General features: G+C 71.3%; 18 protein-coding genes. 11 read left to right on the top strand and 7 right to left on the bottom strand.

Annotated features, from left to right (window positions below; all coding sequences use genetic code 11):
- Window position 1 precedes the first annotated feature (1 nt).
- From AQI88_RS24470 to AQI88_RS24460, 3 genes are all read left to right on the top strand, one after another.
- On the top strand, window positions 2-772 hold the full coding sequence (locus AQI88_RS24470) for an ABC transporter permease subunit (protein WP_067003069.1): 771 nt from the start codon (window positions 2-4) through the stop codon (window positions 770-772).
- Between the two features lie 101 nt (window positions 773-873).
- A complete protein-coding gene (locus tag AQI88_RS24465) occupies window positions 874-2,142 on the top strand; it encodes an ABC transporter ATP-binding protein (RefSeq protein ID WP_067003067.1) in 1,269 nt (422 codons plus the stop codon).
- Window positions 2,139-3,017, top strand: coding sequence for an ABC transporter permease (locus tag AQI88_RS24460; protein ID WP_067003065.1), 879 nt, complete (start codon window positions 2,139-2,141; stop codon window positions 3,015-3,017). The genes AQI88_RS24465 and AQI88_RS24460 overlap by 4 nt, the downstream gene beginning before the upstream one ends.
- Window position 3,018: 1 nt before the next feature.
- On the opposite strand, the gene AQI88_RS24455 is transcribed toward AQI88_RS24460, so the two are convergent.
- Complete coding sequence (locus AQI88_RS24455; protein ID WP_067003063.1) at window positions 3,019-3,351, bottom strand: ATP/GTP-binding protein; 333 nt, start codon at window positions 3,349-3,351, stop codon at window positions 3,019-3,021.
- 222 nt (window positions 3,352-3,573) lie between these two features.
- Here AQI88_RS24455 and AQI88_RS24450 point away from each other — a divergent pair, with 222 nt between their 5' ends.
- Window positions 3,574-4,602, top strand: a complete 1,029-nt coding sequence (locus AQI88_RS24450) for an LLM class flavin-dependent oxidoreductase (protein WP_067003061.1) — start codon at window positions 3,574-3,576, stop codon at window positions 4,600-4,602.
- Between the two features lie 117 nt (window positions 4,603-4,719).
- On the opposite strand, the gene AQI88_RS24445 is transcribed toward AQI88_RS24450, so the two are convergent.
- On the bottom strand, window positions 4,720-5,112 hold the full coding sequence (locus tag AQI88_RS24445) for an SCO5389 family protein (protein WP_067003059.1): 393 nt from the start codon (window positions 5,110-5,112) through the stop codon (window positions 4,720-4,722).
- Between the two features lie 298 nt (window positions 5,113-5,410).
- Here AQI88_RS24445 and nucS point away from each other — a divergent pair, with 298 nt between their 5' ends.
- A complete protein-coding gene (nucS, locus tag AQI88_RS24440) occupies window positions 5,411-6,082 on the top strand; it encodes an endonuclease NucS (protein ID WP_067003057.1) in 672 nt (223 codons plus the stop codon).
- Window positions 6,083-6,152: 70 nt separating this feature from the next.
- On the opposite strand, the gene AQI88_RS24435 is transcribed toward nucS, so the two are convergent.
- The 4 genes from AQI88_RS24435 to AQI88_RS24420 form a co-directional block, all read right to left on the bottom strand.
- Window positions 6,153-8,609: an ATP-binding protein gene (locus tag AQI88_RS24435; protein ID WP_067003055.1), complete on the bottom strand. Its 2,457-nt coding sequence runs from the start codon at window positions 8,607-8,609 to the stop codon at window positions 6,153-6,155.
- A gap of 269 nt (window positions 8,610-8,878) precedes the next feature.
- Window positions 8,879-9,202, bottom strand: a complete 324-nt coding sequence (locus tag AQI88_RS24430; RefSeq protein WP_067003053.1) for an STAS domain-containing protein — start codon at window positions 9,200-9,202, stop codon at window positions 8,879-8,881.
- A 160-nt stretch (window positions 9,203-9,362) separates the two neighbouring features.
- Entirely contained in the window at window positions 9,363-10,211 is an 849-nt protein-coding gene (locus AQI88_RS24425) for a 3-hydroxyacyl-CoA dehydrogenase family protein (protein ID WP_067003050.1), read from the bottom strand.
- A 122-nt stretch (window positions 10,212-10,333) separates the two neighbouring features.
- Window positions 10,334-10,975, bottom strand: a complete 642-nt coding sequence (locus tag AQI88_RS24420) for a TetR/AcrR family transcriptional regulator (RefSeq protein ID WP_067003048.1) — start codon at window positions 10,973-10,975, stop codon at window positions 10,334-10,336.
- 79 nt (window positions 10,976-11,054) lie between these two features.
- Between AQI88_RS24420 and AQI88_RS24415 the strand changes: the two genes are divergently transcribed.
- From AQI88_RS24415 to AQI88_RS24405, 3 genes are read left to right on the top strand one after another with little or no spacing between them, the layout of a single operon-like run.
- Window positions 11,055-11,840 (top strand): ABC transporter ATP-binding protein, encoded by a 786-nt coding sequence (locus AQI88_RS24415; RefSeq protein ID WP_067003200.1) that lies wholly within the window; start codon window positions 11,055-11,057, stop codon window positions 11,838-11,840.
- 10 nt (window positions 11,841-11,850) lie between these two features.
- Window positions 11,851-12,600 (top strand): ABC transporter permease, encoded by a 750-nt coding sequence (locus AQI88_RS24410; protein WP_067003047.1) that lies wholly within the window; start codon window positions 11,851-11,853, stop codon window positions 12,598-12,600.
- 13 nt (window positions 12,601-12,613) lie between these two features.
- On the top strand, window positions 12,614-13,186 hold the full coding sequence (locus AQI88_RS24405) for a cob(I)yrinic acid a,c-diamide adenosyltransferase (protein ID WP_067003045.1): 573 nt from the start codon (window positions 12,614-12,616) through the stop codon (window positions 13,184-13,186).
- On the opposite strand, the gene AQI88_RS24400 is transcribed toward AQI88_RS24405, so the two are convergent.
- Window positions 13,183-13,725, bottom strand: coding sequence for a hypothetical protein (locus AQI88_RS24400; RefSeq protein ID WP_067003043.1), 543 nt, complete (start codon window positions 13,723-13,725; stop codon window positions 13,183-13,185). The genes AQI88_RS24405 and AQI88_RS24400 overlap by 4 nt on opposite strands.
- Window positions 13,726-13,875: 150 nt before the next feature.
- Between AQI88_RS24400 and AQI88_RS24395 the strand changes: the two genes are divergently transcribed.
- The 3 genes from AQI88_RS24395 (at window position 13,876) to AQI88_RS24385 (ending at window position 17,654) form a co-directional block, all read left to right on the top strand.
- A complete protein-coding gene (locus tag AQI88_RS24395) occupies window positions 13,876-15,048 on the top strand; it encodes a sensor histidine kinase (protein WP_067003041.1) in 1,173 nt (390 codons plus the stop codon).
- A complete protein-coding gene (locus AQI88_RS24390; RefSeq protein WP_067003039.1) occupies window positions 15,045-15,695 on the top strand; it encodes a response regulator in 651 nt (216 codons plus the stop codon). Before AQI88_RS24395 ends, AQI88_RS24390 begins: the two co-directional genes overlap by 4 nt.
- A 138-nt stretch (window positions 15,696-15,833) precedes the next feature.
- The gene (locus tag AQI88_RS24385; RefSeq protein ID WP_067003037.1) at window positions 15,834-17,654 is read left to right on the top strand and encodes a glycoside hydrolase family 18 chitinase; all 1,821 of its coding nucleotides are present in this window, start codon (window positions 15,834-15,836) and stop codon (window positions 17,652-17,654) included.

Genomic DNA, 17,654 nt, shown 5'->3' with positions numbered 1-17,654 from the left:
CATGGCGGCCGTACAGGTCATCCGGTCCGAGTGGACCAAGATCCGGTCCGTTGCGTCCACGGTGTGGACACTTTCGCTGACCGTGGTGGTCACCGTCGCCCTCGGAACGCTCATCTCCGCACTGTCGAGGAGTCAGTACGACCGGATGCCCGTCCGGGAGCGGCTCTCCTTCGACCCCACCGTGATCAGCTTCGCGGGCATGACCCTCGGCCAGCTCGCCATGATCGTGTTCGGGGTGCTGGTCGTGTCGAACGAGTACGGCACCGGCACGATCCGCGTCTCGCTGGCCGCCGTTCCGCAGCGCGGCACCTTCCTGTTCAGCAAGATCGCCGTGGCCGCCGCGCTCGCGCTGGCCGTCGGCATGGTGACCGGCTTCGCCGCGTTCTTCCTCGGCCAGGCGATGCTCGGCTCCCTGGGCACGAAGATCGGCGAGCCCGGGGTGCTGCGCGCGGTGATCGGCAGCGGCCTCTACATGGCCCTCATCGCGATGTTCTCCATGGGCGTCGCCGCGATGCTGCGTTCGGCGATGCTCTCGCTCGGCATCCTGATGCCGTTCTTCTTCCTCATCTCCAACATTCTCGGCAACGTCGACGCCACGAAGAAGATCGGCCGATATCTGCCGGACCAGGCCGGCAGCCGGATCATGCAGGTGGTGCCGAGGATCGGCGACGACACGCCCTACGGCCCCTGGGGCGGCCTCGGGATCATGGTGCTGTGGGTGATCGCGGCGCTCGCCGGCGGTTACGCACTGCTCAGGAAGCGGGACGCATAGCTTTACTCACTCTTGGGCGGAACCGTCAGCGCCCCGATAGGCTCCTAACCCTTACGGGGGCGTGTGCCCCGCTGTCCTGAACCATTCGATGGGTGCGGAGCATGATCGAGGCTGTAGGCCTGACGAAGCGGTACGGCGACAAGACCGCTGTGTACAACCTTTCCTTCCAGGTGCGACCTGGATCCGTGACCGGCTTCCTCGGGCCCAACGGCTCGGGCAAGTCGACGACCATGCGGATGATCCTCGGGCTGGACAACCCGACGTCCGGCACGGTGACCATCGGCGGCTACCCGTACCGCAAGCTGCCCAACGCACCCCGCCAGGTCGGCGCGCTGCTCGACGCCAAGGCGGTGCACGGCGGCCGGGCCGCCCGCAGCCACCTGCTGAGCCTCGCCCAGCTGTCGGGCATCCCGGCCCGGCGCGTGGACGAGGTGCTCCGGGTCGTCGGCCTCCAGGACGTGGCGAAGAAACGTTCCAAGGGCTTCTCGCTCGGCATGGGCCAGCGCCTCGGCATCGCCGCCGCGCTGCTCGGCGACCCCCAGGTGCTGCTGTTCGACGAGCCGGTCAACGGTCTCGACCCCGAGGGCATCCTCTGGGTCCGCAACCTGATGAAGGCCCTCGCGGCCGAGGGCCGTACGGTCTTCGTCTCCTCGCACCTGATGAGCGAGATGGCGCTGACCGCCGACCACCTCATCGTGATCGGGCGCGGCCAGCTGCTCGCCGACATGAGCGTGACGGACTTCATCTCGGCCAACTCCGCCGACTTCGCGCGCGTGCGCACTCCCGACTCCGAGCCCCAGCTGCGCGAGAAGCTGTCCTCCGCGCTCACCGAGGCGGGCGGCCATGTGCTGCCCGAGCAGGACGGTGCGCTGCGCGTGACCGGGCTGCCGCTGCCCCGCATCAGCGACCTGGCGCACGAGGCGGACGTACGGCTGTGGGAGCTGTCGCCGCACCAGGCCTCGCTGGAGGAGGCGTACATGCGGATGACGCAGGGCGCCGTCGACTACCGCTCGACCATCGACCAGAAGGCGGGCCTCCAGCAGCCCCTGCCGCCGGGCGCCCAGCCGCCCATGCCGGTCCCCGGCCAGGGCCAGCCGGGCTGGTACGCCCCGCCGCCGCCCCAGCAGGCCGGCCAGCCGTTCACGGCGCCGACACCGCCCTCGGGGCCGTACGGCGGTGCTCCGGCGGGCGCGTACGGCGCACCGGGCGCGCCTGGCGCTCCCAGCGCGGGCGCCCCCAACCCGTACGCCGCGCCCGCCCCGCAGGGTCAGCCTCCCGTGGCCCCGGCGCAGCCGCCGGCCGCCGCTCCGGCTCCCGCCGCCTCCGCCCCTGCCCCCGCCGACCCGACCCAGCCCAAGGACGCCCGATGAGCACCCACCAGCCCCCGATGCCGCAGGCCCCCGCAGCCGCGCCCGACTGGCAGGCGGCGCCCGGCGGGACGTACTCCGGCTACAGCTCGCCGATCCCGATCGTGCGCACCCACCTCGGACACGCGCTGGCCTCCGAGTGGACGAAGATCAAGTCGGTGCGTTCGACGATGTGGACGCTCGGCGTGTTCATCCTGCTCGTAGTCGGCATCGGCCTGCTGGCCGGCGTGGCGGTCCGCAGCAGCTCCAGCGACCTGTCCGGCCAGAACCCGCTGTCCCTCGGCTTCTTCGGCCTGCTGCTCGGCAACATGTGCATCATCACGCTCGGCGTGCTGACCACGGCCTCCGAGTACGGCACCGGCATGATCCGTACGACGATGACCGCGTGCCCGAGCCGGGGCCGGGTGCTGGCCGCCAAGGCGATCGTGTTCTTCGCCCTCGCCTTCGTGGTGACCCTGGCCGCCGCCTCCTTCGTGGCGATGATCCAGGCGTCCCTGCTGGAGGGCCACGGCGCGCGCACCCCGTCCACCGGGGAGTGGCTGAAGGGCACGGTCGGCGTCAGCCTCTACGTCGCGCTGCTCGGGCTGCTCTCGCTGCTCGTCGGCTCGATCATCCGGCACTCGGCGGGCGCCATCACCATCATGATCGCCGCGGTGCTCGCCCCGCTCGTGATCGCCATGTTCATGTTCGCCTCGTCGATGGAGAAGATCCGCCAGGTGCTCTTCGAGTACTCGATCCCGAACCAGATGAGCGTCTTCTACGCCAACTCCCTCAGCGACTCCGGCCCGTCCGGCTGGGACCCGCTGTGGATCATGCTGGGCGTGACGGCCGCCGCGTTCGCGGGTGCCTACGCACTGCTGCAGAGCCGGGACGTGTAACTCAGAACTTCGGCGCGTTACGGGACCGCTGCACCCGGATGGTGCGGCGGTCCTTCGCGTTCCAGCACGCCTTGTGCCAGTGGCGGCGGTCGTCGACGCCCGCGTGCTCCGGCCAGGCCACCACGTGCGGGACGGCGGAGGGGATCAGCTGGTCGCAGCCGGGGCAGCGGTAGGTCTTGCCCTCGGCGCTCGCCCCGGCGACATGGCGCACGCTCCACTCCTCGCCCTGCCAGCTCTCCGTGGACTGCCAGCCGCCGTACCGGCCGGTCCGGTCGTCCTCGGCGCTCGGGCCGGACGATCCGGCTGCCTTCGGTCGGTTGCGGCGCGGGGACACGGGACACCTCTCGGAGCTATACAGGGAAGCACGGGTCGCATCCAGCGTACGCGGCGCCCACAGGGGTACGCGTAGCGCACCAACCCGCACAAGTCCCCCCTCGGGGCGGCCCATTCTGCAGACAATCCGCAAATCTCCCCGCCAGGCCGTGTCCTCGGCACGTGTCAGACGGTTATGCGGGTGGGGGAGCTCCGGGTCGGAGCCAAGGAAGCAGGAAATGCGATGCACGTAGGAAGTTTTGTGCTGGCGGCCCAGTTCCCGGGCCAGGGCCCCGGGGAGGCCCTGTACCGGGCGGTCCGTTCGGCAGAGGTCGCCGAGGAGGCCGGGCTGGACACAGTGTGGCTGGCCGAGCACCACTTCGTGCCGTACGGCACATGCCCGTCCGCGGTCACCCTGGCCGCTTTACTGCTCGGCCGCACCCGGCGCATCCGCGTCGGTACGGCGGTCAGCGTGCTGCCCACCGCGCACCCGGTCGCCCTCGGTGAACAGGCCGCGCTGCTGCACCTGACGAGCGGCGGACGGTTCACGCTGGGCGTCGGCCGCGGCGGACCGTGGGTGGACCTGGAGGTGTTCGGCGCGGGCATCGGGGCGTACGAGCACGGATTCCCGGAATCACTCGATCTGCTGGTGCGCTGGCTGCGCGAACCGTCCGTTTCGGCCTCGGGTGAACGGTTCTCCTTCCGTGAGGTACCCGTCGTACCCCGCCCCTCGGAGGCGCTGACGGAAACCCCCGGCCCCGAGGTCGTCGTCGCCTGCACCTCCCCGGCGAGCGTGCGGCTGGCCGCCGAGCGCGGACTGCCGATGCTGCTCGGCATGCACGTCGGGGACGAGGAAAAGGCCGAGATGGTCGCCCTATGGCGGCAGTTCGCGCGGGCCGCGGGCAGGCCGGCAGCGGAGATCGCGGGCGCGGCCCATGTCTCCGCCGGGGTCTGCCAGATCGCGGACCGGCGCACCGACGCGGCGGAGACGCTGCTGAAAGCGATGCCCGGCTGGCTGAAACAGGGCCTGGAGGCCCATGTGACCGTCGACGGCCGGGAGCGGGCGATGCGCGACCCGCTCGCCTACACCGAACTGCTCTGCGGCCTGCACCCGGTGGGCACCCCGCGGCTGTGCGCCGACCGGCTCGCGGCCACGTCGGAGCGCACCGGCATCTCCCGCTTCGCGCTGCTCGTCGAGGGCTCGGGCGACCTCGCGGCGACGGAGGAGAACCTGCGGCGCCTGGGTGCCGAGGTGCTGCCCCAGCTGCGCTGACCGGCTGCCGACTCCCTTTCTGCATGAGGGGCTTGCCGCCCCAGCACTGGATGCACCTCCCGCGGGGTGGAGCGGCAAGCAAGCGGCCCGCTGCCCGGGCAGCGTCGATGCCGCGCGTCAGCAGTCCCGAAGCTCCGGCGACTGGTTCAGCAACTGATTGCGCATCGAGGTGAAGCGGGCCAACGTCTCGTCCACCGAGGCGTCCAGGGGGAACACCGCCACCCGGTGGCAGTTCTGGAAGGCCAGCCGCACACCGAAGTGCCGCTGCAGCGCGCCGCGGATGGCGTCACTCGCGAGCGCGCGCAGCAGCTGACCGCGTGCCTGCTCGTCCGGCGGGGGCGTCTGGTTGTCGGCGAAGGGTCCGCCGTCCACCTTCAGCTGGGCCACCAGGGAGCTGATCATCTCCCACGCATAGGGCAGGGAGGTCCGGACGCAGTCGACGAATGCTGCTTCGTCGACCTCGCCTCGCTCGGCCTGTTCGAGTAGGGCCGGTGAGACGTCGAGCGACATGGGTTCTCCTCTCGCACCCCCGATGAGCAGGGGTTGCCGGACAGATAAGAGGTTCGCGATATCGAACACGCTCAGTACACGCATCGCGACCTCCCGTTCTCTACGGTAGGCAACCGTCGGTGACCGCACCAGCAGAATACGTATATGGAACGGTCCGGTTAGGCGCACAATCGGCCAGGGATGAACAAGAGTTTCCAGGGATAAATGGGGTGCCCCAGCGATCGCCGGTGGTCGGCGGGGACGGACGGGACGAGGGCGAATCGCGCCCACCCGTGTGTGTCGAGTAGCGTTGCCGACCATGCGTCTCGTCATTGCCCGGTGCTCGGTCGACTACGCCGGCCGGCTCACCGCCCACCTGCCCTCGGCGCCCCGACTGATCCTGGTCAAGGCGGACGGCAGCGTCTCCATCCACGCGGACGACCGGGCCTACAAGCCCCTCAACTGGATGTCGCCGCCCTGCACGCTGAAGGAGGGCGCGGGCGAGGACGAGGGCGTCTGGACCGTCGTCAACAAGGCGGGCGAGAAACTGATCATCACGATGGAGGAGATCCTCCACGACTCCTCGCACGAACTCGGCGTGGACCCCGGCCTGATCAAGGACGGCGTGGAAGCACACCTCCAGGAGCTCCTGGCCGACCGCATCGAGACGCTGGGCGAGGGCTACACGCTCATCCGCCGCGAGTACATGACGGCGATCGGCCCGGTGGACATCCTGTGCCGGGACGCGGAGGGCCGGACCGTCGCCATCGAGATCAAGCGACGCGGCGAGATCGACGGCGTGGAGCAGCTCACCCGCTACCTCGAACTCCTCAACCGCGACCCGCATCTCGCCCCGGTCCGCGGCATCTTCGCCGCCCAGGAGATCAAGCCCCAGGCCCGAGTCCTCGCCACGGACCGCGGCATCAACTGCCAGATCCTGGACTACGACGCCCTGCGCGGCATCGAGGACGACAAGCTGCGGCTGTTCTGAACAGCTTCCCTGCACGAGCGTGAGGGCGGGCCCGGGAGAGGACCCGCCCTCTTGCTGTGAGCGGAAGAGGTCAGATCGCGGAACCCGGGCTGCCGCTCTTCGATGTGCCGGCCGAGCTGCTCGACGCCGCCGGGCCGCTGGCCGTGTCGGTGGTGGACGGAGTGGTGGTTCCCGGCTGGCTCGGGGTCGGCGTGGGGGTGACCGAGGGCGAGGATGAGGGTGAGGATGAGTGGGACGGGGGGCTGGACGGGCTCGACTTGCTCGGGGACGGTGAGCCGCCCGGCCTCGTCGTCTGGGACCTCGACGGTGTCGGAGTCGTACCCCCGCCGCCCGTGCCCTTCGTGCCGCTCGGGCTCGCCGAAGGCGTCGCCGCCGACGGCGTCGGGTCGTCCGTCGTGCCGTACGTGCCGTCGGGGCCCGGGTCCGTCGGGGTGCCTGCGGGTGTGCCGGTGCGGCCGGGCGAGCCGTTGTCGTTCTTCGGGTCCGCGCCCAGGCTGCCGTCGTTCAGGCCCTGGCTGGCGGACGGATTGACGTCGACCTTGCCGGCCGGGTTCTTGTCCGCGTTCTCGTTGGACGTCATGCCGAGGGTGACGACCGTGCCGAGGACGGCGGCGAGCAGGGCCCCGGAGCCGGCCGCGACCATGTTGCGGCGGGCCAGGCGGCGGATGCCGCCCAGCGGCTTGGCGGCCGGTGGCTGGTGGGTGACCAGGGTGTCGTCGGCGGTGCCGTACAGCGGCGGATAGGGCGCCGGCACCCCGCCGAACGGCGGCGCCGACTCCTCCTGGCGGGCGTCCGGCATCTCCTCGCCCGCCATCGGTCCGGGCACATCGCCCGAGAGGTCGGCGACCAGCGCCAGGGCGCGGCGTCCGGCGACGGTGCCCCGCTTGTCGGCGAGCGCCCCGCGCAGGCCGCCCGACGCCTCCAGCTCGGCACGGGCCCGGTCGAGCCGGCCGCCGCAGAGCGCGAGGATGCCCAACTCGTGGTGGAAGTAGGCTTGTTCGGAGACCTCGCCGGACAGCCGGGAGGCTTCCGCGCCGGAGCGCAGCGCGCGCTCCCAGGCGCTCCAGTGCAGCCCGGCGGCGAAGGCGGGCGCGGCCGTGCGGGCGAGCCGTACGGCACAGCTCTCCTCGCCCTCGACGGGTGGTGTCGTGGCCGGCACCACCACCGCGAGCGCGGCGAGGACCGCGTCGGCCTCGGCGCACACCCGCTCGGGGGCGACCGAGGGGTGGCCGGCCCACCAGGCGTAGTGCTCGGCGGCGGTGAGGGCCTCGGCGGGGGCGTCGGCGTCGTAGCCGGCGGCCTCCAGCTGGGCCGGCACGCCGGACGCGAGGCGGTAGCGGCAGCCGACCGGGGAGACCAGTCCGCAGCCCGCGAGTTCGCCGAGCGCGGCATCCGCGTGGGTGTCGCCGACCAGCGCGGGCAGATGTGCCTGGTGCGGCACCTCGCCGCCGAGGGCGACCGCGAAGCGCAGCGTCGCGCGGGCCGAGGAGCTGAGCCGGGAGGCCAGCAGCGGCGCGGGCGCGGCCGCCTCCCCGAGGGAGGGCAGCGGAACGTCCTCCGGCTCCGCCGGGTCCAGGGGCTCCTCGACGGGCGGGCGTACGTCCTCGAAGACGCCGTACTCGTCCACCGCCCCGGTGCTGGCCCGCAGCTGGTCGCGCTGCCGGAGCAGGGCGCCGGCCTGCACGAACCGCAGGGGCAGCCCCTCGGACTCGAACCACAGGTCGCCCGCCCAGTTGGCCTCCTCCTCGGTGAGGACACGGCCGACGGCCCGCTCCAGGATCTCCACGCCGGCCGCGCGGTCGAGGCCGGTGAGGAAGACCTCCTCGACCTCGCAGTCGGCGGAGGGCGCGGGGACGTCCGGGGTGGTGCCGAGCAGGAAGGCGCACTCGGGGGTGGCGTCGAGCAGTTCGTCCAGGGCGGCGCCGCCGAGCTCCAGGTCGTCCACGACCACGACCGCACCGATCTCACGGACCAGTTCGAGCAGTTGGTCCCGTTCGGGCCGGTACAGGGGGGCCTCGTAGACGGCGTGGAAGAGGTCGTGGAGGAGGTCGTCGGCCGTGCGGCGGAAGCCGGTGAGCCGGACCACGCCGTCGGGGGCGAGGTCGAAGCAGTCCTCGGCGACGAGGTCGAGCAGGGCGGTGCGGCCGGAGCCGCCGGGGCCGGTGAGCCGCACGGAGCGGCCGCGGGCGAGGAGGCGGACCAGGCGTTCGCGCTCGTCCTGGCGTTCGAGGAGGGCGGGCGTCGGCTGCGCCGGGCCGGGCGGTACGGGCGGCCGGGCGGCGCGCTCGGTCTCGGCGCGCTCGGCGACGGTGCGCTTGCGGGGCCGCCCCGGCCGTTCGTGCGGCGGGCAGGGTTCTATCTCGCTGCCGTCGACCGGGTTGACGGTCAGCAGGAAGTCGCCGGAGACGAGCTGCGCCGTCCGCGCGAGCGCGGGTGCGCTCTGGAAGTCGGAGGTGAGGGATTCCCGGGGCGGGCGGCGGCTCTGAGCCTGGCCGTGCTCCTCGGGTCCCGGAGTGATCGGGTCCATAGGTCCAAGCCCCCCAAAAGCGTCGTGTGCCCTTAAATACCGGCCCCTCCCGGCCTGCTGCACACCGCGCTGTCGCTTCTGGTCCGGGCCCGCTCGAGGGTTCATGAGGCAGCGGGCGACCGAACCCTAAACCTTTGCACAGTATCTACGACAGGGCGGGGTGCCGGGCGGTCCGAGACGTCACAGTCCGGTGAGGATTGCCCCCGAGGTACGGTTCGGCGGCTGCGTCCGGGTCTCACCCGTCGCCCGGTGCACACCCGGCCGTCGCCTCACACGCGGGGCAGCGAGTCCACCCCGATGCCGCCCTCGATGGCGAGGATGCGGTGCAGCCGGGTGGCCACCAGCAGGCGCTGCATCTGCGGCGGGACGCAGCGCAGCACCAGGCGGCGACCGCAGCGTCCGGCCCGCCGGTGGGCTCCCATGATCACCCCGAGTCCGGTGGCGTCCCAGGAGTCCAGTTCGGACAGGTCGAGCACCAGGTCGCCGACCCCGTCGTCGACCGCCGAGTGCAGGGCCGTACGGGCGTCCGCCGCGCTGCGGACATCGAGGCGGCCCCCGACGACCAGCTCGGCGTGGTCGCCCCTGATGTACATATGCGCTCCCGTTGAGTGCGGTGGCGTACTCCGTGACGGTGCTGTGCAACGTCTGACTGCCTGGGCGGCAGTGCGGTTGCTGTTTGTAAGCGAACCGATACCGAATTCACCCCGGGGAGTGTCCCGGGGTGTCTCCGCTCGTGGACGGATCAGTAACGGATCAGTACTTGTAGAAGCCCTGCCCGCTCTTGCGCCCGATGTCACCGGCATCCACCATCCGGCGCATCAGCTCCGGCGGGGCGAACTTCTCGTCCTGGGACTCGGTGTAGATGTTGCCGGTGGCGTGCAGCAGGATGTCCACGCCGGTCAGGTCCGCGGTGGCCAGCGGGCCCATGGCGTGGCCGAAGCCCAGCTTGCAGGCGAGGTCGATGTCCTCGGCCGTGGCGACGCCGGACTCGTACAGCTTGGTCGCCTCGACCACCAGGGCCGAGATGAGACGGGTCGTGACGAAGCCGGCCACGTCGCGGTTGACGACGATGCAGGTCTTGCCGACGGACTCGGCGAACTCCCGTGCGGTGGCGAGGGTTTCGTCGCTGGTCTTGTAGCCGCGGACGAGCTCGACCAGCTGCATCATCGGCACCGGCGAGAAGAAGTGCACACCGACGACCCGCTCGGGGCGCTCGGTGGCCGCCGCGATCTTGGTGATCGGGATGGCGGAGGTGTTGGAGGCGAGCACGGTGTCCGGGCGCACGATCTTGTCGAGCGCGCGGAAGATCTCGTGCTTGACCTCCAGCTTCTCGAAGACGGCCTCCACGACGATGTCGGCGTCGGCGGCCGCGTCCAGGTCGGTGGTGGCGGTGATGCGGCCGAGGGCGGCTTCGGCGGCGTGCGCCTCCAGCTTGCCCTTGCTGACGAACTTGTCGTACGAGCTCTTGATGCCGTCGGTGCCACGCTTCAGAGCCTCGTCGGTGACGTCGCGCAGAACGACGTCCCAGCCCGCCTGTGCGGCGACCTGGGCGATACCGGATCCCATGAGACCGGCCCCGATGACGGCGAGCTTCCCTGCCACTCCGACTCCCTGAACGCTGTTGACGTCTGCCTCTTCGGCGGACCATAGCGCTCCGGAGCCGCTGTGTGACCGGTAAGTAACGCGCGTCACGTCTCAATTGACGGACATCACACCGGCAGGGGTCAGGACGCGCCACGGACGGCGTAGTTGAGGACCTTTTCGCTCAACACGTCCTCGATGTCGTCCAGCAGGACGAGTACCTCTCGTGATACTTCGCGCGGTTCGCGCCCCTTGACCATCTCGCGCCCGATGACCGCCATGACCGTACTGTGCGCCCAGCCGATCTGACCGGCCATCAGGTTCGGCAGCTCGTCGTCGTCCGCCGCGCCGGTCTCCTCGCGCAGGGCCTGTTCCAGGCCGGCCTGCACTTCCTGGGCGACGGCCCACAGCCGGGAGCGCAGCGCGGGGGCCTCCTCGATGACCCGCATGAAGCTCGCGTACCCGGGGAACAGGCCGACCCGGGGCGAGACCGCCTCGACCTCTTCGCGCAGCTCGCGCAGGACGGCCACGGCGGCGGACTCGCCCGTGCTGCGCCCGCGCACCCAGCGGGCGAGCCGGTCGACCACGCCGGCGGACCGGTCGAAGAAGAGGTCCTCCTTGGCGGGGAAGTAGTTGTAGACGGTGTTGACCGAGACGTTCGCCGCCTCCGCGATCTCCGCGACCGTCACCGCGTCGAAGCCGCGTTCGAGGAACAGCCCCGTGGCGACGTCCGAGATGTACTGCCTGGTCTGCCGCTTCTTCCGCTCCCTGAGCCCCTCAGCCATGCCCGCATCCTAACTTCGCTGGGCCTGCTGAAAACTTGGTGTCATTGCAAAATTTCAGCGTCTCTGTTTTTCTGTGGGCATGGCAGCAGTCATCAGCGCGGCCGGACTGGCCCGCACTTTCCAGACCAGACACGGCCCCGTCGAGGCCGTGCGCGGCATCGACCTCACCGTCCGCGAGGGCGAGATTCTCGGCTTCCTCGGCCCCAACGGCGCCGGCAAGACGACCACCCTGCGGATGCTCACCACCCTGCTGAAGCCCACCGGCGGCGCGGCCACCGTCGCCGGTCACGACCTGGCGGCCGACCCGGCCGCCGTGCGCCGGGCCTGCGGCTATGTGGCCCAGTCCGGCGGGGTGGACCCGCAGATCACCGTCCGGGAGGAGCTGGTCACCCAGGGCCGGATGTACCGCCTGCCGAAGGCCGGGGCCGTCCGGCGCACCGCGGAACTCGCCCGCGACCTCGGCCTCACCGAGCTGCTCGACCGGAAGACGGCCGCCCTCTCCGGCGGCCAGCGCCGCCGCCTGGACATCGCGATGGCGCTCACCCACCGCCCGAAGGTGCTGTTCCTGGACGAGCCGACGACCGGCCTGGACCCGGGCAGCCGCGCCGACCTGTGGGACCTGGTCCGCAGGCTGCGCGACGAGTACGGCACGACGGTCTTCCTGACCACCCACTACCTGGACGAGGCCGACGCCCTCGCCGACCGCCTGGTGATCGTCGACAAGGGCGTGGTCGCGGCGGAGGGCACGCCGAGCGCGCTCAAGCTGGCGCACGGCGGCTCGATCGACGCGACGCTCCAGGACACGTTCCTCGCCATCACCGGCCGCGGTCCCGCCGCGGCCGACCCCGCCCCCGTCGCCGTATAGGACCGCCCGCATGCTGCTTCACGACACGGCCCTCGTCTACGGCCGCTACCTCCGTCAGTCCCTGCGCTCCCGCTTCGCCCTGCTCTTCGGCGTACTGACCCCGCTCCTGTATCTCCTCTTCTTCGGCCCGCTGCTCACCGGCCTGCCCCTCGGCGAGCAGGGCAGCTCGTGGCAGGTGCTCGTCCCCGGACTACTGCTCCAACTCGGCCTTTTCGGCGCCTTGTTCGCGGGCTTCACCGTCATCATGGAGAACGCCCAGGGGGTGGTGGAACGGATGCGCGTCACCCCCGTCAGCCGCCTCGCCCTGCTCCTGGGCCGGGTGCTGCGGGACGCCACGGTCTTCGTCTTCCAGGCGGTGCTGCTGGTGCTCTCGGCGGTGGTGATGGGGCTGCGCGCGCCCCTGCCCGGCATCCTCATCGGGTTCGTGTTCGTCGCCCTGCTCACCCTCTCGCTGGCCTCGCTGTCGTACGCGATCGCGATGAAGGTCCGCACGCCGCAGGAGTTCGGCCCGCTGATCAACGCGGTGTCGATGCCGTCGATGCTGCTGTCCGGCCTGATGCTCCCGATGTCCCTCGCACCCGGCTGGCTGGACGTGCTCTCGCACTTCGTCCCGTTCCGCTATCTGGTGGACGCGGTGCGCGATGCGTACGTCGGCCAGTACACGAGCGCGCACATGCTGTACGGCGTTCTCGTCGCCGTCGGCTTCACGGGACTCACCGTGACAGTGGGCACACGCGTGTTCCGGACGGCGGGAGCGTAACTACGCTGGCCGTATGGTCAATCTGACGCGCATCTACACCAGGACCGGCGACAAGGGCTCCACCGCCCTCGGCGACATGAGCCGGGTCGCCAAGACCGACCTCAGGATCTCGGCGTACGCCGACGCCAACGAGGCCAACGCGGTGATCGGCACCGCAATCGCGCTGGGCGGTCTGGACGCGGAGGTCGTCACGGTCCTCACCCGGGTCCAGAACGACCTGTTCGACGTGGGCGCGGACCTGTCGACGCCGGTGGTCGAGAACCCGGAGTTCCCGCCGCTCAGGGTCGAGCAGTTCTACGTCGACCGGCTGGAGGCGGACTGCGACCGCTTCAACGAGCAACTGGAGAAGCTGCGCTCCTTCATCCTCCCCGGCGGCACGCCCGGCGCGGCCCTGCTGCACCAGGCGTGCACGGTCGTCCGCCGGGCCGAGCGCTCCACCTGGGCGGCCCTGGAGGCACACGGCGACCACATGAACCCGCTCACCGCCACCTACCTCAACCGGCTCTCCGACCTGCTGTTCATCCTGGCCAGGACCGCCAACAAGGAGACCGGGGACGTGCTGTGGGTGCCGGGCGGGGAGCGTTAGCGCTCCTGCTCGGAGACCTTGGGGAACACGGTGTAGCTGGCGGCGATCAGCACGTTGATGCCGATCACCCACACCATGCGCAGCTGCCACGCCCGCAGCGAGCCGGTCTCGCCGTCGCCCCCGACGTACCAGACCGCACCCTGCAACAGGGCCATGGCGACGAGCGCGGCCAGGATCCAGCGGCCCGCGACCTTCCACTCGTGGACGGCGCGGGCCGTGCCGTACTTCGGGGGCTGCACGGGCGGCGGGCCGCCGGCGAAACGGTGGGCGACGCGGGCGTCGGCCCACCGGATCGTGGAGTGACCGAGGCCGACGGTGAAGCCGATGTAGACCGCGGCCAGGCCGTGCCGCCAGCCGGGTTCCGCGCCGTTCTTGAGGTCGATCGCGGTCACGGCGAACAGCACGACCTCCAGCAGCGGCTCGCACAGCAGCAGGGCGAGGCCCACGCGGGGCATCCGGAACGCGTACCGGAAGGCCAGCCCCGCGGCCAGCAGCACCCAGAACGCCACCTCACAGGCGATGATCAACCCGACGACCACGGCTCACTCCCTTCCGGTCACTTCCAGGCTGGCAGCCGGGCCCGCCGCTTTCGTCGTCGCCGTGGGGGACCTCGCCGTAAGCGAAAGATGCAGTTCGGGACCGTTCCCGGGAAGCACGCGGACGGGCCGCGGGCCGTGTTGGATGGGGTCATGGCCCGCGCACTCCCCCGCCCGCACCGCGACGACCTGCGCATCGCCGTGGGCGGACTGCTCGGCGGGGTGCTGCTGTGGGCGCTCGGCATCCGCCCCCGCCTGGCCACGGACAGCCTGGTGCTGTGGCCCGCGGCCTGGGGCCCGCTGGTGCCGCTGGCGGTGACCGCCGCCTGCGAGCCGCTGCGCCGCATCCGGCCCCGCATCGCTCTGCTGGCCGGCACCGTCGCGCTGACCCTGGACACGGTGACCCTCGGCAGCATCGTCACCATCGTGCTGTACACCGACCTGGTGTACGCGGCCGTCCTGTACGGCACCCCGGTCTCCGCCCGCCGTATCTTCTGGCTCACCGGGATGCTGACGGTCGTCGGCGGAGTCGTACCCGCCGCGCTCTGGCGCGATCCGCAGGGCCTGCTGATCGGCGTGGGTGTCGGGGTGGTGGCGTTCGCGCCCGCCTCCACGGGCTGGGTGGTCCGCAACCACCGGGACGCGGCCGAGGCCGCCCGGCTGCGCGCCGAACAGACCGCGCTGCTGGCCGAGATGGACCGCACGCAGGCGGTCACGGCCGAACGGGTCCGGATGGCCCGGGAGTTGCACGACATGGTCGCCAACCACCTGTCGGCGATCGCCATCCACTCCACGGCCGCGCTGTCCCTGGACGACCCGAAGACCTCCAAGGACGCCCTGGCGGTCATCCGGGAGAACAGCGTCGAAGGGCTGGCCGAGATGCGGCGGCTGATCGGGATCCTGCGGGAGCGCACCGGTGACCTCGAACCGTCCGCCACCCCGACCCTGGACGGCCTCGGCGCCCTGGTCGCGGGCGCCCGCGCCAACGGCCTGGACGTCAGCCTCGACGCCGTGCACGACGGGGTCCCCGCGCCGGTCGAACTGGCCGCCTACCGGATCGTGCAGGAGTCGCTGACCAACGCCCTCAAGCACGCGGCGAAGGGGCGCGTCCAGGTCGTCCTGCGCCGGCAGGACGACACCCTGCTGGTGCGGGTGACCAGCCCCTACCGGCCCGGCGACACCCCCCGCGCCCCCGGCTCCGGCTCCGGTCTCGCCGGGATGCGGGAGCGGGCCGCGCTGCTCGGCGGCAGCTTCCGGGCCGGACCCGAGGGCCCCCGGTGGGCCGTACGCGCCGCTCTTCCGCTCACCGAAGGAGACCTCGCATGAACCGCACCATCCGGGTCCTGGTCGCCGAGGACCAGTCCGCCGTCCGGGCCGGCCTGGTCCTGATCCTGGGCAGCGCGCCCGACATCGAGGTGGCCGGGGAGGCGGCGGACGGCGAGCGGGCGGTGGAGCTGGCCCGGGAGCTGCGGCCGGACGTGGTGCTGATGGACGTGCAGATGCCCCGCCTGGACGGGGTCTCGGCGACCCGGGCGATCACTGCCGACGGGCTCGCGGACGTCCTGGTGCTGACCACGTTCGACCTCGACGAGTACGTGTTCGGGGCGCTGCGGGCGGGGGCGGCCGGGTTCCTGCTGAAGAACACCGAGGCGAAGGACCTGCTGGAGGCGGTGCGGACGGTGGCGCGCGGGGAGGGGATCGTCGCGCCGGCCGTCACCCGGCGGCTGCTCGCCGAGTTCGCGGCCGGTCCCGGGCGGCGTACGGGGGCGGACCCGGCGGTGCTCGGCGCGCTGACCCGGCGGGAGCGCGAGGTGCTGTCGTGTATCGGCGAGGGGCTGTCCAACGCCGAGATCGCCGGGCGGCTGGAGATGGCGGAGGGCACGGTGAAGACCCACGTCAGCCGTCTGCTGGCGAAGCTGGAGCTGCGCAGCCGGGTCCAAGCGGCCGTGCTGGCGCAGGAGTTGGGGATCTAGCGGGCCGCACGGGCAAGTGGTCCAGACCTATTGACCTGTGGTCCAGACCTTTCTATTCTCGCGGCACCGTGGGTGTGAAGGCTCAGTCATGCCCCTGACACTCCCCATTCCCAGCCCCCTACAAGAGGGAGGCGCAGCATGCGCTTCAGACACAGAGCCGCGGCAGGGTTCGCGACCCTGTTGCTCCCGCTGGCCGGCCTGGTCGGTCTCGCGAGCCCCGCCCAGGCCGCGGGCAACGCCACCGCCACCTACACCAAGACCAGCGACTGGGGAACCGGCTTCGGCGGTCAGTGGACCATCAAGAACACCGGTACCAGCAGCATCAGTTCCTGGACCGTCGAGTGGGACTTCCCCTCCGGTACGTCCGTCACCTCCGCCTGGGACGCGGACGTCACCCACTCCGGCACCCACTGGACCGCCAAGAACAAATCCTACAACGGCACCCTGGCCGCCGGTGCCTCCGTCTCCTTCGGCTTCAACGGCGCCGGATCCGGCTCCCCGTCCAACTGCAAGCTCAACGGCGACAGCTGTGACGGCACCACGGTCCCCGGCGACGCGGCCCCCTCCGCGCCCGGCACCCCGGCCGCCTCCTCCGTCACCGACACCTCGGTGAAGCTCGGCTGGAGCGCGGCCACCGACGACAAGGGCATCAAGAACTACGACGTGCTGCGCGACGGCAAGGTCGTCGGCACCGTGACGACGACGTCGTACACGGACACCGGCCTCACCGCCGGCACCGACTACTCCTACACCGTCCAGGCCCGGGACACCGCCGACCAGACAGGGCCGGTCAGCGGAGCAGTCGCGGTCCACACCACCGGCGGCGGCACCACTCCCCCGCCCACCGGCGACAGGGTCAAGCTCGGCTACTTCACCGAGTGGGGCATCTACGGCCGCAACTACAACGTCAAGAACCTGGTGACGTCCGGCTCCGCCTCGAAGATCACGCACATCAACTACGCCTTCGGCAATGTCACGAACGGCCAGTGCGCCATCGGCGACTCCTACGCCGACTACGACAAGGCGTTCACCGCCGACCAGTCGGTGAGCGGCGCCGCCGACACCTGGGACCAGCCGCTGCGCGGCAACTTCAACCAGCTGCGCGAGCTGAAGGCCAAGTACCCGAACATCAAGGTGCTGTGGTCCTTCGGCGGCTGGACCTGGTCCGGCGGCTTCGGGCAGGCGGCGGCCAACCCGACCGCCTTCGCGCAGTCCTGCTACAACCTGGTCAAGGACCCGCGCTGGGCCGACGTCTTCGACGGCATCGACATCGACTGGGAGTACCCGAACGCCTGCGGGCTGAGCTGTGACACCAGTGGTGCGGCCGCCTTCAAGAACGTGATGGCCGCGCTGCGCGCCAAGTTCGGCGCCGGCGCCCTGGTCACCGCCGCGGTCACCGCCGACGGCTCCTCCGGCGGCAAGATCGAGTCCGCCGACTACGCGGGCGCCGCGCAGTACGTCGACTGGTACAACGTGATGACGTACGACTTCTTCGGCGCCTGGGACGCCCAGGGCCCGACCGCCCCGCACTCCCCGCTCACCTCGTACAGCGGCATCCCGAAGGCCGGGTTCACCACGGCCGACGCGATGGCCAAGTACAAGGCGGCCGGCGTCCCCGCGAGCAAGCTGCTCCTCGGCATCGGCTTCTACGGCCGCGGCTGGACCGGCGTCACCCAGGACGCCCCGGGCGGCACGGCCACGGGCCCGGCGGCCGGCACCTACGAGCAGGGCATCGAGGACTACAAGGTGCTCAAGACGTCCTGCCCGGCCACCGGCACCGTCGCGGGTACGGCGTACGCCCACTGCGGCAGCAACTGGTGGTCGTACGACACTCCGTCGACGATCGCCGGGAAGATGAGCTGGGCCAAGTCCCAGGGCCTCGGCGGTGCGTTCTTCTGGGAGTTCAGCGGTGACACCAGTAACGGCGAGCTGGTGAGCGCCCTCAGCAACAACCTGTAG

This window comes from Streptomyces cellostaticus (assembly GCF_001513965.1).
GTDB classification, from domain to species: domain Bacteria; phylum Actinomycetota; class Actinomycetes; order Streptomycetales; family Streptomycetaceae; genus Streptomyces; species Streptomyces cellostaticus.
This window is presented reverse-complemented; position numbering and strand designations above follow the sequence as displayed.